Origin of the sequence: Mucilaginibacter calamicampi, assembly GCF_042676765.1 — a bacterium.
Classification (GTDB): domain Bacteria; phylum Bacteroidota; class Bacteroidia; order Sphingobacteriales; family Sphingobacteriaceae; genus Mucilaginibacter; species Mucilaginibacter calamicampi.
Map to the genome: position 1 here is coordinate 141,766 of NZ_JBHTHU010000001.1, position 16,581 is coordinate 158,346.

General features: G+C 41.8%; 16 protein-coding genes and 1 tRNA gene. 8 read left to right on the plus strand and 9 right to left on the minus strand.

All coding sequences use genetic code 11. From position 1 onward, the window contains the following. Positions 1–15: 15 nt before the first annotated feature. The 6 genes from atpH to ACFQZS_RS00685 all read right to left on the minus strand — a co-directional run bounded on the left by atpH (position 16) and on the right by ACFQZS_RS00685 (position 3,187). Complete coding sequence (gene atpH / locus ACFQZS_RS00660; RefSeq protein WP_377096147.1) at positions 16–564, minus strand: ATP synthase F1 subunit delta; 549 nt, start codon at positions 562–564, stop codon at positions 16–18. 82 nt (positions 565–646) lie between these two features. Beyond that, positions 647–1,138 (minus strand): F0F1 ATP synthase subunit B, encoded by a 492-nt coding sequence (gene atpF, locus ACFQZS_RS00665; RefSeq protein ID WP_377096150.1) that lies wholly within the window; start codon positions 1,136–1,138, stop codon positions 647–649. Positions 1,139–1,238: 100 nt separating this feature from the next. After that, positions 1,239–1,439 carry an ATP synthase F0 subunit C gene (gene atpE, locus ACFQZS_RS00670; protein WP_377096153.1) on the minus strand — a complete coding sequence of 67 codons (201 nt, stop codon included), beginning with the start codon at positions 1,437–1,439 and terminating at the stop codon, positions 1,239–1,241. A gap of 43 nt (positions 1,440–1,482) precedes the next feature. Then, entirely contained in the window at positions 1,483–2,574 is a 1,092-nt protein-coding gene (atpB, locus tag ACFQZS_RS00675; RefSeq protein ID WP_377096156.1) for a F0F1 ATP synthase subunit A, read from the minus strand. Positions 2,575–2,588: 14 nt separating this feature from the next. Then, positions 2,589–2,975 (minus strand): hypothetical protein, encoded by a 387-nt coding sequence (locus tag ACFQZS_RS00680; protein WP_377096158.1) that lies wholly within the window; start codon positions 2,973–2,975, stop codon positions 2,589–2,591. Then, positions 2,972–3,187 (minus strand): AtpZ/AtpI family protein, encoded by a 216-nt coding sequence (locus tag ACFQZS_RS00685; protein WP_377096161.1) that lies wholly within the window; start codon positions 3,185–3,187, stop codon positions 2,972–2,974. Before ACFQZS_RS00685 ends, ACFQZS_RS00680 begins: the two co-directional genes overlap by 4 nt. A gap of 120 nt (positions 3,188–3,307) precedes the next feature. Between ACFQZS_RS00685 and porW the strand changes: the two genes are divergently transcribed. From porW to uvrC, 3 genes are read left to right on the plus strand one after another with little or no spacing between them, the layout of a single operon-like run. After that, positions 3,308–6,244 carry a type IX secretion system periplasmic lipoprotein PorW/SprE gene (porW, locus tag ACFQZS_RS00690; RefSeq protein WP_377096164.1) on the plus strand — a complete coding sequence of 979 codons (2,937 nt, stop codon included), beginning with the start codon at positions 3,308–3,310 and terminating at the stop codon, positions 6,242–6,244. Further along, positions 6,228–8,495: a penicillin-binding protein 1A gene (locus ACFQZS_RS00695; RefSeq protein WP_377096167.1), complete on the plus strand. Its 2,268-nt coding sequence runs from the start codon at positions 6,228–6,230 to the stop codon at positions 8,493–8,495. Before porW ends, ACFQZS_RS00695 begins: the two co-directional genes overlap by 17 nt. Positions 8,496–8,501: 6 nt before the next feature. Then, positions 8,502–10,304: an excinuclease ABC subunit UvrC gene (uvrC, locus tag ACFQZS_RS00700; RefSeq protein ID WP_377096169.1), complete on the plus strand. Its 1,803-nt coding sequence runs from the start codon at positions 8,502–8,504 to the stop codon at positions 10,302–10,304. 252 nt (positions 10,305–10,556) lie between these two features. Here the strand turns inward: uvrC and ACFQZS_RS00705 are convergent, their stop codons facing one another. Together ACFQZS_RS00705 and ACFQZS_RS00710 are read right to left on the minus strand one after the other, a co-directional pair. Continuing rightward, positions 10,557–11,531 carry a lipid A deacylase LpxR family protein gene (locus tag ACFQZS_RS00705; protein ID WP_377096172.1) on the minus strand — a complete coding sequence of 325 codons (975 nt, stop codon included), beginning with the start codon at positions 11,529–11,531 and terminating at the stop codon, positions 10,557–10,559. A gap of 92 nt (positions 11,532–11,623) precedes the next feature. Further along, positions 11,624–11,983 carry a DUF1801 domain-containing protein gene (locus ACFQZS_RS00710; protein WP_377096175.1) on the minus strand — a complete coding sequence of 120 codons (360 nt, stop codon included), beginning with the start codon at positions 11,981–11,983 and terminating at the stop codon, positions 11,624–11,626. Between the two features lie 151 nt (positions 11,984–12,134). On the opposite strand from ACFQZS_RS00710, the gene ACFQZS_RS00715 reads away from it, so the two are divergent. From ACFQZS_RS00715 to ACFQZS_RS00730, 4 genes are all read left to right on the plus strand, one after another. Continuing rightward, positions 12,135–12,731 carry a Crp/Fnr family transcriptional regulator gene (locus tag ACFQZS_RS00715; protein WP_377096177.1) on the plus strand — a complete coding sequence of 199 codons (597 nt, stop codon included), beginning with the start codon at positions 12,135–12,137 and terminating at the stop codon, positions 12,729–12,731. Positions 12,732–12,883: 152 nt separating this feature from the next. Continuing rightward, positions 12,884–13,678, plus strand: a complete 795-nt coding sequence (locus ACFQZS_RS00720) for an alpha/beta fold hydrolase (protein WP_377096179.1) — start codon at positions 12,884–12,886, stop codon at positions 13,676–13,678. 49 nt (positions 13,679–13,727) lie between these two features. After that, positions 13,728–14,147 carry an OsmC family protein gene (locus ACFQZS_RS00725; protein WP_377096182.1) on the plus strand — a complete coding sequence of 140 codons (420 nt, stop codon included), beginning with the start codon at positions 13,728–13,730 and terminating at the stop codon, positions 14,145–14,147. Positions 14,148–14,291: 144 nt separating this feature from the next. Then, positions 14,292–14,978 (plus strand): hypothetical protein, encoded by a 687-nt coding sequence (locus ACFQZS_RS00730; protein WP_377096185.1) that lies wholly within the window; start codon positions 14,292–14,294, stop codon positions 14,976–14,978. Between the two features lie 59 nt (positions 14,979–15,037). Here ACFQZS_RS00730 and ACFQZS_RS00735 read toward each other — a convergent pair. Then, positions 15,038–15,110 (minus strand) — tRNA-Phe (locus tag ACFQZS_RS00735). A gap of 154 nt (positions 15,111–15,264) precedes the next feature. On the opposite strand from ACFQZS_RS00735, the gene ACFQZS_RS00740 reads away from it, so the two are divergent. Further along, positions 15,265–16,563, plus strand: coding sequence for a 4Fe-4S dicluster domain-containing protein (locus tag ACFQZS_RS00740; RefSeq protein WP_377096188.1), 1,299 nt, complete (start codon positions 15,265–15,267; stop codon positions 16,561–16,563). Positions 16,564–16,581: the final 18 nt, after the last annotated feature.

A 16,581-nucleotide genomic window follows, 5' to 3' on the forward strand; every position in this document is an offset into this window, starting at 1 on the left:
TGATTTTAATGATTTTTACTTAACAATGCCCTGGGCAAAGTCTTTTTTTAACTTTTTTAAATTGCTTGCTATACTGGTATCAATCTGCCTGTCGCCAACAGTTAATACAAAACCGCCAATAAGTGACGGATCAATTTTGGTATCCAATATGATCTCGCCGCCTATAGCCGCTTTAACGTCAGCCAGCAATACAGCTTTATTTGCTTCTGACAGCGGCGTGGCCGATGTAACAGTTGCCTTGGTAATATGCTTTTTTGCGTTATACAGATTAATAAATTCCTGAGCGGTTGCATAAAGCACCAACCCACGACCTTTATTGATCATTATCTTAAAAAAAGCGATAGATACTGCACTTACTTTTGATGCGAATACATCAGTTAAAACGCCAAGCTTTTTTGAATGCGAGATAATGGGATTGCTTAATACCGCGTTTAACTGCGTATTAGCTTTCAATGTTTTCAGGAAAAACACCATGTCGCCATTAACAGCTTCCAAAGCATTCTGCTCTTCAGAAAGATCTATTAATGATTTTGCGTACCTGGATGCTACCGTTAGTTCTGACATTTTTTATCTGTTGAATGTTGCAGGTTGTAAGTTGTAAGTATTGCAGCGTACCTGCAACTTTCAACTTATAACTCACAACTAATTACAATTTCACTTCTTTCAATAACTGGCTTACCAGTTCGTCTTGTTTTTGCTGATCTTCAAATTGTTTTCTAAGGATCTTCTCAGCAATCTCTAATGACAATGATGCAACCTGATTTTTAACATCGGCCATCGCGATAGCTTTTTGGTTGCTGATCTCTATACGGGCAAGCTCTATCTGGCGTGCACCTTCAGTGTGTGCAGCTTCTTTAGCTTCGCTGATGATCTGATCTTTTACCTTTTTAGCTTCGGCTAATATGGCATCGCGCTCAACACGAGCTTGCTTTAACAAAGCTTCGTTCTCGTTAGTTAAACGAGACATTTCATCTTTAGCAGCTTCTGCTTTGCGTAATGATTCTTCAATGAAGGTTTCGCGTTCGCTAATTGCTCCTAAAATTGGTTTCCATGCAAATTTACCCAATAAGAACAAAAGGATAAAAAAGGAGAGCGCTGTCCAAACAACTAAACCTATCTCCGGGGTAACTAATTCCATATTATATAATAGTAATGTTAATTCAATTTAATGCTTAAAACATTGCCCGGAGCCAACCGCTCCGGGATTAATGTTCTTTTCTTTTTGCGTGAAACTAAAATTACAGCAACGCAACAACCACCGCGAATAATGCAACACCTTCTACAAGTGCAGCAGCAATGATCATGTTGATTTGAATTTTAGATGCAGCTTCCGGCTGACGTGCAATACCTTCAACGGCTTTACCACCAATTTGGCCAATGCCGATACCAGCACCAATAACCGCTAAACCTGCACCAATCACAGAAATACTTCCAACCATTTTGTTAAATTTAAAAGTGTATATATAATTATAATTAATTCAATTAGTGATGATGCTCTTCAACCGCCGCGCCTATAAACAGGGCAGATAGCATCGTGAAAATAAAAGCCTGTAAAAATGCCACCAGCAATTCAATAGTATCTATAAATACCACAAATATTACTGATACAGGCGCAATAGCCAAACTGTTAAATATAAATATCAGTGATATTAAGCTTAATACAATAATGTGCCCCGCGGTAATGTTAGCAAACAAACGGATCATCAAAGCGAAAGGCTTAGATATAATACCGATCATCTCTACCGGAACCATGATAGGATATAACCACCACGGAATATCAGGCATGAAAATGTGTTTCCAGTAATATTTGTTGCCGCTAACGTTAATAACTATCAATACAATAAATGCCAGGGTAAGTGTTACCGCTATATTACCGGTCAGGTTATAAGCACCCGGGAATACCGGCAGCAAACCAAATAGGTTATTGATCAATATAAAGAAGAAAATGGTAAGCAATAAAGGCATGTATCTGGCATGCTTTACGCCAATGTTAGGGATAGCCACATCATCGCGAACAAAAACGATCAACGGCTCAAGGAATGATTGTAAACCTTTTGGGGCCTTACCCGTGCGTGTTTTATAAGCAGATGATACGCTCATGAAAATTACCAGTAATAGAATTATGGTCATCCACATGCTTATTATGTTGCGGGTAATAGAAAAATCTATTAAAGTACCGTGTATTTTAGCAAGGTTTGCACCCGGCAATAGCTCACCACCGGCGCCAACAATATTTACCTTATCCTTTATTAAACGATAGGTGTAATATTTGCCGGTATAGTCAGCATGGCCGTGCTCAAAATGTGCAGATGAAAACACTTCCATACCCTTATCGGTGTATAAAATAACCGGTAGCGGGATAGAAATTTCTTTTACAAAAGGTAAAGCAACATGCCATGAATGCGAATCGCCGATGTGTTCGAAAATTAACTCCTTTGTATTGAATTTTTCTTCGGATTTATGTTCAGTTTCCTGACCGAAAGTGATTGCCGGAATGAGTGATGCGATTGCAAAAACGGCGTAAATGAGGAAGTTCTTAAAATTTTTTGAGTTCAAAATCAACTTATTATTCATCAAAATGAAGTTTTCTACCTTAAATTTTGGTTGCGCAAGTTACGCAACAAACAGTAAATTTCAAAGACCGTATTTAATAAATAAATAACAAAAAAGTTAGACACAAAAATGTACTTATCCGGCTTTACTTTTAACAGGAATATAAGGGTAAAAACAAGGCAGGCAAGTATCTTAAATGTGGTTGCAGCCAGAAACATTTGAGTGCCTCTTTCGCCATTTACTTCTTGGCCGGCAATTACAGTCATTATTACAATAAGGGTAAGGCCGAAATGAAAAAAGAAGACCAGCCAAAAACGCGAAACCAGCAAATTACCATAGCCATAATAATTTAATAACAATGCAGGCAAGGCTATTACTATGCTGAATAATATAAAGTAGGATAAGTAACGAAGTGATTTCAATTTTTTAATGATCTGATAACAAGATATAGTGAGCTAAAAACACCAATCAGGGAAAGTATGGCTGTTACCCATTTGGTTTGATGATGAGCAGAGGCGTCTATTTTATAACCAACAAAAGTAAACACGCCTATAATAGCTATCATTTGAAAGCCCATAGCACTAAACTTAATATAATTGTTTATGGGTTTGTCGTTTTGTTCATTTTCTGCCATGCGCAAATTTATTAATCCTGTTGTATACTATTTACTAAATTAGCCATGCTTTTTAAACACGGGGTTGATATTTTGAGTTGTACACATAAATTTACAATAATTAAGCGCATTATTTTTTTATTGACCGGTCTGCTATTTATAGTTGCAGGCTGCTCCCTGCAAAAAAAATCAACCGTAAACCGTGTGCTGCAAAACCTTACCGCGCATTATAACCTGCTTTTTAACGCCAACGAACTATTAAAGCAAAAGCAACTTGACTATGCCGCCGGCTTTGTTGATGATTACCAGCAAATGCTTGCCGTTTATCCGGATACCATAGGGGCAACTGACGCTATAGATAAAGATCTTGAAAGCGCCATAGCCAAAGCCAACAAAATTATAAGCGAAAAAGAACAGAGCAAATACCAGGGAGATGCTTACCTGGTAATTGGCAAGGCAAACTATTTAGCCGGCAATTATTTTAACGCGGTTGAGTTTTTTAATTACATCATCCGGTCGTTCCCAAAGCGGGCTGATCTGAAGCAGGAAGCTTTGACATGGAAGGCCCGTGCGTTGTTATATCAAAACAATACGGAGGAGGCTGACATAGCGCTTGATTCTGCCTTTGCCAATATCAATACAAAAAAGCGAAACCCTGCTAACGTTTATGCCGCGCAACTACAATATTATATTGATGTACAGGATTATGAAGCCGGAGAAGAAATGGCGAAGAAAGCCATTGATGCCGTAAAACAAAAGCAGCTTAAATTGCGCTGGACCTATATATTGGGCCAGCTGCAGGAACTGAATAATAAAAATACCGACGCCATTGTCAGTTACACCCGTATAGTAAAAAGTAACGCGCCCTTTGATATGGCCTTTAACGCCAGTTTAAACCGCATACGTATTCAGGATATGCGCGACGGCATTAAACAGGACCGCGTGGCGCTGCTTTTAAAACTCCTTAAAAACAATAACAATGCTGATTTTAAAGATCAGATATATTACCAGGTGGCCGAGATCTACCGTGCAGGGCGCGATCTGCCTACGGCCATGAAATACTATAACCTATCCATTAAAAACAGTACCAAAAACCGCACACAAAAGGGCTTATCCTATTTAAGTATAGCCGACAGTAAATTTAAAAATGATGCGGATTACGTTAGTGCGAAAAGTTATTACGATAGTGTACTAACCAATCTTTCGCCTTATTACCCCGGCTACAGGCAAATAAAACTAAAAAGCAATAACCTGCAATTGTTAGTAGATAAATTAAAGCTAATAGCTTTTGAAGATACCCTACAAATGCTGGCTAAGCTGGATGAGGACACCCGCCTTGCAAAAATTGACGCTATGGTTAGCGCTGAGATCCAACGCGGGCAAGCTGTAACTAATAACATTACACAAGCCAATACAGGCGGCGGTTCTACGCTCACAGCCCCAACAAACCCGGTTATAGCAAGTACGGGCAGCAACTTTTACTTTTATAATAATACAGCGGTAAGCAGAGGGGTTAATGATTTTAAGGTAAAATGGGGCAACCGCAAATTGGAAGATGGCTGGCGTACCAGTCAGCGGTCTGTTGCCAGCCCCACCGCGGCGCAGCCATTGGGTATCACGGGCGGCGATCCGGATGTGTTGCCGGGCAATCCAACCAAAAATGATCTGGTGGCACCTGCTGCTGCGTACCGGCAAAGCTTAATGCAAAACCTGCCGCTTACCCCGCCTTTAATGGCACAATCAAACCAGCATATCTATGCCGCATATATGGACATGGCTAACTTTTACCGCGATATACTGGACGATAAAAAAGAGGCCATTGCAAATTATTTATTGCTGCTTAACCGGTATCCGGATAATGAAGGCAATGCAGCGGTATACTATAATTTATACCGTTTATATGCCGATAGTAATAAGCAGCTTTCTGATCTGTATAAAAACAAACTGCTCAGCACCTTTCCACAAACGGTTTTCGCAAGGGTTATTATGGACCCTGATTATGCCGGTAAGTTGAACGATAAGGACACGCAGTTTAAAACGGCTTATAATGATCTGTTTAGTTTATATCAGCGTAAAAAATTTGCACAGGTAGTTACAGGTGCCGATAGTTTGCAAGCTATTTACCAGGACAACGTGTTTTTGCCCCAATTGCGTTACCTGCGCGCTGTCGCGGCCGGGCACCAGGAAAAACTGGAACCGTTTGAGCAATCAATGCAGGATATAGTAAAAGCCTATCCGCAGGATAAATTGATAACACCATTGGTGCAGCAGCACATTGAATATATAAATGCTAACAGGTTAACGTTGGCAGCTATGCCCGTTGTTTTAACCAATGATGAGGTGGACGAACTGATATTTTCGTCGCCCATTGCCAATAAAAAAGAAACGCCTAACAACCGTAACCGCGTTGCCCCGGTAGTGGTACAAACCCGTGGCGAGCCAATTATACCAAAAACGGTTACACCTGCGCCGGCCGTGCAGCAAGCAACAGCCGCACCTGCGCCTGTTGTAAAAGTAACCCCACCGGTTATTAAGCAGCCAACTGTTGCCCCACCTGCTGCAAATGATGCTGTAGTTGCTGTTGCCGCTCCTCCGGTAGTTCAGCCTGCGGCTGATACTGCGCTTAAGCGCGATAGTATAATAACACAGCAATCGGCCCCCGTTGTAAATAATGCGGTGGTAGCGGTGCCTGTTAAACCAAAGTTTGTATCAAACCTGTTTAATGAACGTGATAGCACCAACTACTATTTTGTACTAAACATAAGCTCCGGAACAACAGATATGTCCTCTTCCCGTTTTGGTATAGGGCAGTTTAACCGGGTTACTTATAAACTAAACAGCATTGTTCACCGTTTAAAGTTTGCCGGGCCCAATAATCAGTTAATATCTGTGGGCTCATTTAACAGCCTGGCTGCTGTTAAGGCTTATACCAACGCTATAACGCCTTTGCTGCCCCAGATTATGAAGGTGCCTAAAGATAAATACAGCTTTTTTATCATAACACAGGAAAATCTGAATAAATTAGCCGACAAAAATTTATTAGATAGTTACGTTAACTATTATGAACAGACCTTCTAAGAAGAACGATCAACTTACGCAACAGGATATACGCAGGTACAATGGCTACATCTGGAAATTTGTAGCTACTTGTTTTGTTATAGTTGTATTGTTAATATTATCAACTTCTTTAGGCTTATTTGGCCCATTGCCGTCGCTACGCGAACTGGAAAATCCCAAAAGCAGCCAGGCATCCTCAATATTAGCGGCTGATAATAGCATTATTGGAAAATATTACGAAGGCGAGAACAGAACAATAGTCCCTTATAGTAAAATTTCGCCAAACGTTGTTAATGCCCTGGTAGCTACAGAGGACAATCATTTTTATGATCATTCGGGTATTGATTTTTGGCGATCATTCTCCATTATAGCTTATAACCTTGTTGGCAGCAGGCAAGGCGGCAGTACAATTACGCAGCAATTGGCCCGTAACCTTTTTTCTGACGAAGAGCGAGCCAAAGGTTTTTTTGCACGTGGTTTTCAAAAGCTCAAAGAACTGATAATTGCAGTGCGTTTAGAAAAGCACTACACCAAACAGGAAATTATTACCATGTATTTAAATACCGTTGATTATGGTAGTCATAGCAACGGTGTAAGCGCTGCCGCCAGTACATTTTTTAATACCACGCCCGATAAATTAACGCCTGATCAGGCTGCGCTATTAGTTGCTGTTGTGAATGCACCCAGCTATTATGCACCTGTAAGGCACCAGGAACGTGCGTTAAGCAGGCGTAATTTTGTTTTGGCCCGTATGGCCGATGAAAAATTTTTAAGCGATAATGAGGTTAAGGAACTACAGCAAAAACCCTTAGGTATTGATTACCATCCGGTAAGCCACACGGAGGGACTGGCACCTTATTTCAGGGAAGAATTACGGAAAACAGTTAAATCAATATTAGCCAGCGGTAATTTTGTTAAGAGCGATGGCACACCCTACGATCTGAACCACGATGGGTTAAAAATTTATACCACTATTGATGCTACCATGCAGCAATATGCTGAGGATGCGCAGCGCGAATGGATGCGTAAACTGCAGCATCAGTTTAATATGGAGTGGAAAGGGGTTAAATTATCGGCCAAAGTAAATAATTACGACCTGCGGATAAAACAGGGTATGCGCGAGTCTGAGCGCTACCGGCAATTAAAAACAGATGGTTTGACGGATGAGGATATCGTGAAAAATTTTTACACGCCCGACCAGCTTAACATATTTACCTGGAAGGGGAGCCTGGATACTTTAATGAAACCGATCGATTCGGTTGCGTACGCTCAAATGTTGTTGCGTAACTCATTAATGAGCATGGACCCCACTACCGGTTATGTAAAGGCTTGGGTAGGCGGTATAAATTTTGAACATTATAAAAGCGACCAGGTAAAAGTTGGCGCAAGGCAGGTGGGTTCAACAGCCAAGCCTTTTACGTATGCTACCGCAATAAAAAACGGGTATTCGCCTTGTATGAGCTTACCCAATACGCCTATTACTATTACCAGCCCGGGTGCGCCTGATTGGACGCCACGTTCAGCCGGGAAACCCATCCCTGGTCCGCTAACCTTAAAAAGCGCGCTTGCTTTTTCGCAGAACTGGGTTACCGCGCGCTTGATGAACGAAGTTACTCCGCAACCTGTGGCAGAGATGATAAAAAGTTTGGGTATAAAAGAACCTGTTCCGGAAGTGCCGAGTATTTGCCTGGGTGTATTTGACGCGACGGTTATGGAGATGACTGCGGCCTATTCGGCTTTTGTTAACCATGGCGTGTGGACAGAGCCTACGTACTTATTGCGTATAGAGGATAAAAATGGTACGCCTATATACACCAATACCCCGAAGGTTAAACAGGTGATGGATGAAGAGGTGGCGTATAAAATGGTAGATATGCTGCAGGGTGTGGTTGATATTAAAGGCGGCACAGGTAACCGCGTGCGCTGGATGTTTGACTTGACCGGTCCGATAGGTGGTAAAACAGGTACAACGAATGATAACTCTGACGGTTGGTTTATTGGCGTAACGCCCAAACTGGTTACCGGTATATGGACAGGCTGCGAGAAGCGCGATTTCCACTTCCGCTCGCTTAATAACGGCGAGGGTGCTAATTCTGCCTTGCCTATATTTGGTTTATATATGCAAAAGGTGTATGCTAACCAGGCCTTAGGCATACAAAAAGGCATTGTGTTTGATCCGCCTAAAAATCCGCTTACCAGTCCGTTAGATTGCAGCGCGTATAACCAGGAAGTTCAGGGGACGGGGGAAGTAGAGAAAAAGTTGGGGTTTTAACAGAGAATGAGCCAGTTTGATTACAAGGAAGCATTAAAAAAAATACCTCACAAGGCCGGCGTTTACCAGTACTGGAATGCCGAGAATGAACTGATATACATAGGTAAGGCAAAAGACCTGCGCAATCGCGTAGGTTCCTATTTTAATAAGGACCTTAACGTTAATGCCAAAACGCGTGTATTGGTATCGCGCATCCGTAATATCACCTTTACTATTGTTGATACTGAGGTTGATGCCTGGCTGCTGGAAAACAGCCTGATAAAAAAGCACCAGCCGCGCTATAATGTAATGCTCAAGGATGATAAGACCTATCCCTGGATCATTATCAAGAACGAGAATTTCCCCCGCATATTCTGGACACGCCGCATAGTTAAAGATGGCTCTAAATACCTGGGGCCGTATGCATCGGTAAGTATGATGCACGCCATACTGAGCCTTATAAAGGATACTTACCCTTTGCGTACCTGCAATTTGGCGCTAACCCGGCCAAATATTGACGCCGGTAAATTTAAGGTATGTTTAGAGTATCAGTTGGGCAACTGCAAGGGCCCATGCCAGAACTATCAAACCGAAGGCGATTACGATCATAACATAGAAGAGATAACCAACATTCTGAACGGGAAGATTGGATCTGTTTTGCGTACGATGAAAGCCGAGATGGATGAGGCAATTTCGGCCATGAACTATGAACATGCGCACCGCCTAAAACGGAAGTTTGATCTGTTGGAAAACTACCAGAGCAAATCAACAGTGGTTAATTCATCCATTACCGAGGTGGATGTATTCAGCATTGCCAGCGAGGAGAAATACGCTTTTGTGAATTACCTGAAAGTGATGAACGGTACCATCATCCAAACGCAAACTATTGAACTTAAAAAACGCCTGGATGAAAGCGACGAAGAATTACTGGAGTTAGCCATAAGCGAGTTTCGCACCCGGTATAACAGTACATCAAAAGAGATAATAGTTCCTTTTGATATAAACATTGAAGACAGTGCCATAAAGTTTACGGTGCCCAAATTGGGCGAGAAAAGGAAACTGCTGGACCTGTCGCAAAAAAATGTGTCGTTCTTTAAAAAGGAGCGCATAGACCAATATGAAAAGCTGAACCCGGAGGTACGCACAGAGCGCCTGCTTACGCAAATGATGAAGGACCTGCGTATGAACCAGCTGCCACGGCATATTGAGTGTTTTGATAACTCTAACTTTCAGGGTAAATATCCGGTATCTGCTATTGTAGTTTTTAGGGATGGCAAACCATCAAAAAAGGATTACCGCCACTTTAATGTAAAAACAGTAGAAGGGCCAGACGACTTTGCTACCATGGAAGAGGCTGTTTTGCGCCGCTACCGCAGGGTTTTAGACGAAGATACCGGCTTGCCACAATTGATTGTGATTGATGGGGGCAAGGGGCAGTTATCATCAGCCATGAAAAGCCTTAAACTATTAGGCATTGATAAGCAGGTTACCGTTATTGGTATTGCCAAGCGGCTTGAAGAATTGTATTACCCCGGCGACCAGTATCCGCTATACCTTGATAAAAAGTCGGAAACGCTGAAAGTGATACAACAACTGCGTGATGAGGCCCACCGTTTTGGCATAACCTTTCACCGCAAAAAACGCGACAAGGGTACGCTGGTTACCGAACTGGAGTTGATTGAAGGAATAGGAAAGACCACTGCTGAAAAGCTGTTGAAATACTTTAAATCGGTAAAAAAGATAAGAGAAGCAGACGAAACCTTGTTGTTAGAAGTGGTAAACACCAAACAGGCCAAAGCTATTTTGGGCTATTTTAACGGAAGTGAATAGCGGTTTATAAGTCAAAATTTGGGACAAACTTTGTCCCATTTTAAGCCAAAAGTGGGACAAAAAAGGGCCTTTTTTTTATTCAATTGAAAATCAATTACTTGCAAGTATTTTACAGCTAATTTTCCTGACTTAAAAGTTGTCTCACTTTGTCCCACGTGAAAATACAAGTTGTTAATTGTCAATTGTTTACTAAAAAACTTGTCCCAGGTTGTCCCACAATTTTATATATGATAGTGGGACAAGCGGAAGTGACTAATTCCTGCCAAACCGGTAAGCCATTGCTATTGAGCCCCACTGATGGGCCAGCGCGCTGCTGCCACTCCCAACCTCCCGCGAACGAAGAAACGCCGTGTAAGATGCGGAAAACCTGCGTGACGCGAATTGTAAACCTAATTGCTGCGTAAAAATCAGCGGTATGGCATCAAAGTGAACCGGGCCTTTATCTTTAATAAACATGCCGCCCTGTATGGTAGCGTTATAGGCCACGTAGCTCAACTGCGGTATGGCGAAGAGGTAAAACTCCGTTTTTTGGTGGTCCCCGCCCAGGCTTACTTTGCTGTTTGTACTGGCAGATTGGTATAACTTATCTAATGCCCCAACACGTAGCTGTATTGCCGCTGTGGCATTGCTAAAAGTGTTACCCAAACGCACAGATGGAATGGCTGCCACATCAAACCAGTTGTTACTGCTGCGGTATAACAAGCGGGTATACTGGCCTTCAACATTAAGCCCAGCCTCGTTGTTTAGCTGGTATTGCCAGCCCTCCGGGTCCTTTAAATCAAACGCGTGATGAAACGCTTTTTGCACCCGCTCCGCCAGCGATGCCGGCCCGATGGTGCCCACCTGAGCGGTAATTTTTAAAGAACTCTCATCGTCATATAACAGGTTGAGCGCTGCGCCCGCATATAGATAGCCGGTGTAGGGCCGGTCTTGCAAAGTTGGATCCCGCGCCCATGAGGCAAATGGGCCATATATTTGCTGTCCGACTTCTATCTCCAGCGTTTTTTTAACAACGGTGGTACCAAAAAGCCCCGCGCAATCTTTACTGGTGTTCAATACCGTAGTGAAGTTGATAAACTGACCTGCCAGATAATAGCGGTCGTGATAGGGATTTATATACTGATCATTATCAAGCCGGTCGCCTATTTGGTTACGGTAACCAGACTGGGCGTTAACCTTAAAAATGAACAATACATTAAATAACAGAACGTAAATAGCGTACTTCATTGTGATGCGGGTTCCGATCGCGCTTAAATAATCAGGACGCGAAAATATCTATTATTTTGATCTTTTACAAAGAGGGTTCAATAACCGGTGATTTATACTTTATCAACCAGGGCAAGGTAGTAACTCAGCTTTTGCCGGATTAGTTCAATATTCAGATCTACGTTGGGATCGATCTGAATAGATTCGTATTTGTCCTTTGGCTTAACATCAGAGTTCATTTCCACCTGCAATTGTTTGTCTACACAGAAGCCAAGCATCAGCTTTTTGCCATTGAGCCATAGGTAGCCCAGTTTTTTGTCTTTATAAGTAAAAAAGGGAATCTGGTATTTGCGAACATGAAAAATTGCAGGGTTAACACTTAGAATAATGTCCCTTAAAGCCAGCAGGCAGCTTTGGTAGGGTTCGGGTTTTGAGAGATAGTACTCCTCAAGTGTTTTTGGCTGGCGTGTCATTAAATTACGGGCACTGTTTTATATCTGACAGCAAATAAATATCAGAAAAAATAAAAAAACGTAAACGTGCTAACAAAATTTGTCTTTAAATGTCGGGTTACGATCGTTGCACGTTAGTGTTTGATGTGATTAAAATTGATATTTTTACTGCATGTCAGAGCATAATACAGAAATAGAGTTACTACGAAAAGTTTTAGGATCTGCCGGTATGAAACCGGAGGCATTTGATTTATCATTACCGCACTGGAAATTAAAACAATATAAAAAAGGCGAGTTTTATAACGAATACAAAAATGTATGTAAACATCTTGGGTTCGTTATAAACGGTGTATTCAGGATCTACCGCGTAAACAACAATACAGGCGAAGAAAAGAACATGCTGTTTTTTACTGATAATCAATTTGTAGCATCCTATAAAAGCTTTTTGGCTCAGGCAGCCTGTGATTATTATACCGAAGCGATGGTTGATTCGCTTATCCTCTACATACACATCGATCATCTGAACGAGCTTTATGGGCAGTCGCATCAATGGGAGCGTTTTGGAAGAATAGTTGCCGAAACGGCTTTTCACGAGGTTATGGTTAATACAGAAGGATTTCTGTTTAAAACGCCGGAAGACCGTTACCGGGAAATGATGGAAAAACATCCGAACATTTTTAACGCCGTACCGTTGTATCACATTGCCTCTTACCTGGGTATACAAGGGCCGTCACTAAGCCGCATCCGTAAAAGGATGGTTAAAAAGTAATAATTCTCATCCTTTTTGGCAGGGCCTGAATTGCTGAAAATCCTCTAAAAAATTTTTTTCTATATGATTTTCGATTTTAACCTGGGTTAAAATTATTGCGACGGCATAGCCCGATGTTTGTGATGTCCTAAACAATTAGGCATTAAACAAATATGAAAACAGCAATAATAATGATGGCAATGAGTGTAATAGGTTTTACTGCTCAGGCGCAAAAAACAACCAACAAAAATTCTAAAACAATTGTACTGGTTCACGGAGCATGGTCAGATGCATCATCGTGGGATGCAGTTACACCATTGTTAAAAGCCCAGGGCGACGAAGTGATAAACGTTAACCTGGCCGGTCACGGAAAAGATACTACATCATTTGCAGGAATCAGCTTTAAAACTTATGTCGATCAGGTTAAGGCGGCTATCGGTACCCGTACTAATGTAGTTTTAGTGGGCCATAGTTTTGCCGGACTGGTGATAAGCCAGGTTGCAGAAGATGTTCCTGCACAAATTAAAGAACTTATCTTCCTGGCAGCAGCGTTGCCGCACAATGGCGACAGCCTTTTATCAATGGCAAAGCAAGACCCTGCATCTCATATCGGTAAATCACTTACTATTGACCAGGCACACGGCGCGGCAATTATATCGAAGGATGCAGTAGGCGATATTTTTGCAGCCGATGCACCTCTGCAAGTTCAGGAATATATAGCCGCCAACATTAAAGCAGAGCCGCTGGCACCATTAGCCACACCTGTACATTTGAGTGAGAAAAACTTTGGCAGCGTTAAAAAGGTCTACATCCATACGGTTAATGATAATGCCATTAGCTACCCCGCACAACAGTATATGGTGAAAAATACCAAAGTGGCTAAAGTATATACGCTGCCAAGCAGCCACACCCCATTCATTTCTATGCCCGACAAATTGGCTGCTATCCTGATAGCCGAAACCAAATAATTACTAAACATCAAACAATAAATTTCACACCATAAAACATCAAAATATCATGAAACGTATAGCAAAAGCACATTGGAACGGCACTTTACAAGAAGGTAAAGGCGAGATAAGCACACAAAGCACCGTGCTTAACCAAACGCAATATTCATTTAAAACCCGCTTTGCCGATGGCGCAGGTACTAATCCGGAAGAACTGATCGCTGCTGCGCATGCAGGGTGCTTTTCTATGGCTCTTAGCGTAACATTAGCGCATCATAACTTTACTGCCGGCGATATTTTTACTACAGTAACGGTAGATCTGGATATGCAGGCATTAAGCATTACGGGTATCCATTTAGCTTTGCAGGCCACTGTAATTGACGGTGTAGATGAAGCAACCTTTAATGAAATTGCCGAAGGTGCAAAGGCACATTGCATTATATCAAAAGCATTGAGTGTGCCAATTACATTAAGTGTTGTTTACGCTTAACAAATAGTATAACATATAAAACCCCCCTTTAGAAAATTTCTAAAGGGGGTTAAACTCGTTAGGATTAGGACGATTATATTTTACTTATTCTCAATTTATAAATTAGAGCTATATTAAGACGTCGAACCCTTTTATCAAATTGAAATGACCTATCTAAGATTTGCTCTCGCAGCTTTAATTGTTTGCCTGTTAGGATGTAATGAAACCGGTAACCCAAAAACAGCTAAAAAGATAGCTAAGCTTGCTTTGAAAGATAATGATTTCGCAATATCGGACACCAGCAAGTATAAATCAGAGATTCAAAAACTCATGCGCAGCTTGCTTGTATGGGCAGAAGATGGTAAAAGCGTTCCAGACTTGCTCCCTTTTGTGATAAACCGGAAGGATAGTACAGTTACAGGTTTTGATCTGAGCAAACTTAAGGCAATTGATGATAGTTTAAAAAATACAGGATTTTTTTCCAAAGAGTTCATCAATAACTATAATCAAATTATTCAATTGCTGGATAAAAGAATGAAAAGTAAAGAAATTGAGCCTTTCTCAACAGGAGAAATACCCCCCTTTGGTTTTAATACGGATGCCGACCCCTGGTGCGATTGCCAGGATGTACCCTATGACGGCGAGAATGCATTTAGCGTAGGGGCTAATTTAGTTGAGGTGCATATTATTGAATTAAAGAACGAAAGCGGTAAAATGTACTGGACCTGGGGTAATTTGCCTAAAGATGTATCACCAGATTGGAGAACGGTTACATACAAATTTAACGTAAAAAAGGAGGGCGGCAAATGGAAAATATCTTATTTACAGGGTTTTGATATTAAAAGAGCTTAGCAAGTGAAACGAAAAAAAGCCTTTAGCTTTATACTAAAGGCTTTTTGCTTTTCTTTTTGTGGTGCCAGCTGGAATCGAACCAGCGACACAAGGATTTTCAGTCCTTTGCTCTACCAACTGAGCTATGGCACCCCCTGTTTGGGGTCTGCAAATGTAGCGTGTTTTTTCGTTTATGAAAATTTTATTTGAAATAATTTATAGACGTAATCTTATAAAACTATAAATCACCGTGTTGCATTAAAACTTTTTATATGCGGATAGTATTTTCTACTTTAGTTTAATAACCATGGTGGGCCAGATCGTATTTTTTATTGTTTTAGTTGCCGCTGCATTTGTGTTCAGCCGGAATGTGGGCCGCATTCGCCGCAACATTTTGTTAGGCAGGGATATTAATCGCACAAATCGCCCTGCCGACCGCTGGAAAACCATGGCGTTAGTAGCCCTTGGCCAAACAAAAATGGTTAAACGCCCCGTAGCCGCGGTAATGCATTTTTTTATTTACGTGGGCTTCATTGTTATCAATATAGAGGTGCTGGAGATATTGATAGACGGACTTTTCGGCTCGCACCGCATATTTTCAAAACCATTAGGCAGCTTATATGGCTTGCTAATAGGTAGCTTTGAAATATTGGCCCTGCTGGTGCTAACGGCCTGTGTAGTGTTTTTAGGCCGGCGTAATATAATCCGCTTAAAGCGTTTTAGCGGCGTGGAGATGAAAGTCTGGCCCAAATCTGACGCCAACTACATCCTTGTTATCGAGATATGCCTGATGACGGCCTTTTTAACAATGAATGCCGCCGACTATAAACTGCAGGCTTTGCATTTTACGCATTATGTGGCTGCGGGTAGGTTCCCGGTAAGCAGTTTGCTGGCTCCGTTGTTACCCGCCCAAGCCCATACCTTGGTTATTGTAGAGCGTGTTTGCTGGTGGTTCCATATTATAGGCATACTGGCGTTTCTAAATTATCTACCTTACTCCAAGCATTTCCATATCCTATTAGCTTTCCCTAATACGTGGTATTCTAATCTGGAGCCTAAGGGTGAGTTTGCTAATATGGCATCTGTAACTAATGAGGTTAAGGCCATGCTTGATCCATCCTTCGTGCCGGAAAATGCGGAGCCTGGTCGCTTCGGTGCAAAGGACGCTACCGACCTGACGTGGAAAAACCTGATGGATGCCTATACCTGTACCGAATGTGGAAGATGCACATCCGTTTGCCCGGCTAATATAACGGGTAAGCTATTATCGCCGCGAAAAATTATGATGGATACCCGTGACAGGATAACCGAAATAGGAAAAAATATCGACCTATACGGCAAGGATCATCAGGATGATAAAGCATTGCTGGATAACTACATAACCCGCGAAGAACTTTGGGCCTGCACCACCTGTAACGCCTGTGTAGAGGCATGCCCCGTAAATATTGATCCGTTGAATATTATTATGCAAATGCGTCAGTACGTAGTGATGGAAGAATCGGCAGCACCGGCAAGCTTAAACAATATGCTTGGCAATGTTGAAAATAATGGCGCGCCGTGGAAGTATAGCAACGCGGATAGATTAAATTGGGCGGAGCAGCAGTAGGCAGTTTTCAGTTGGCAG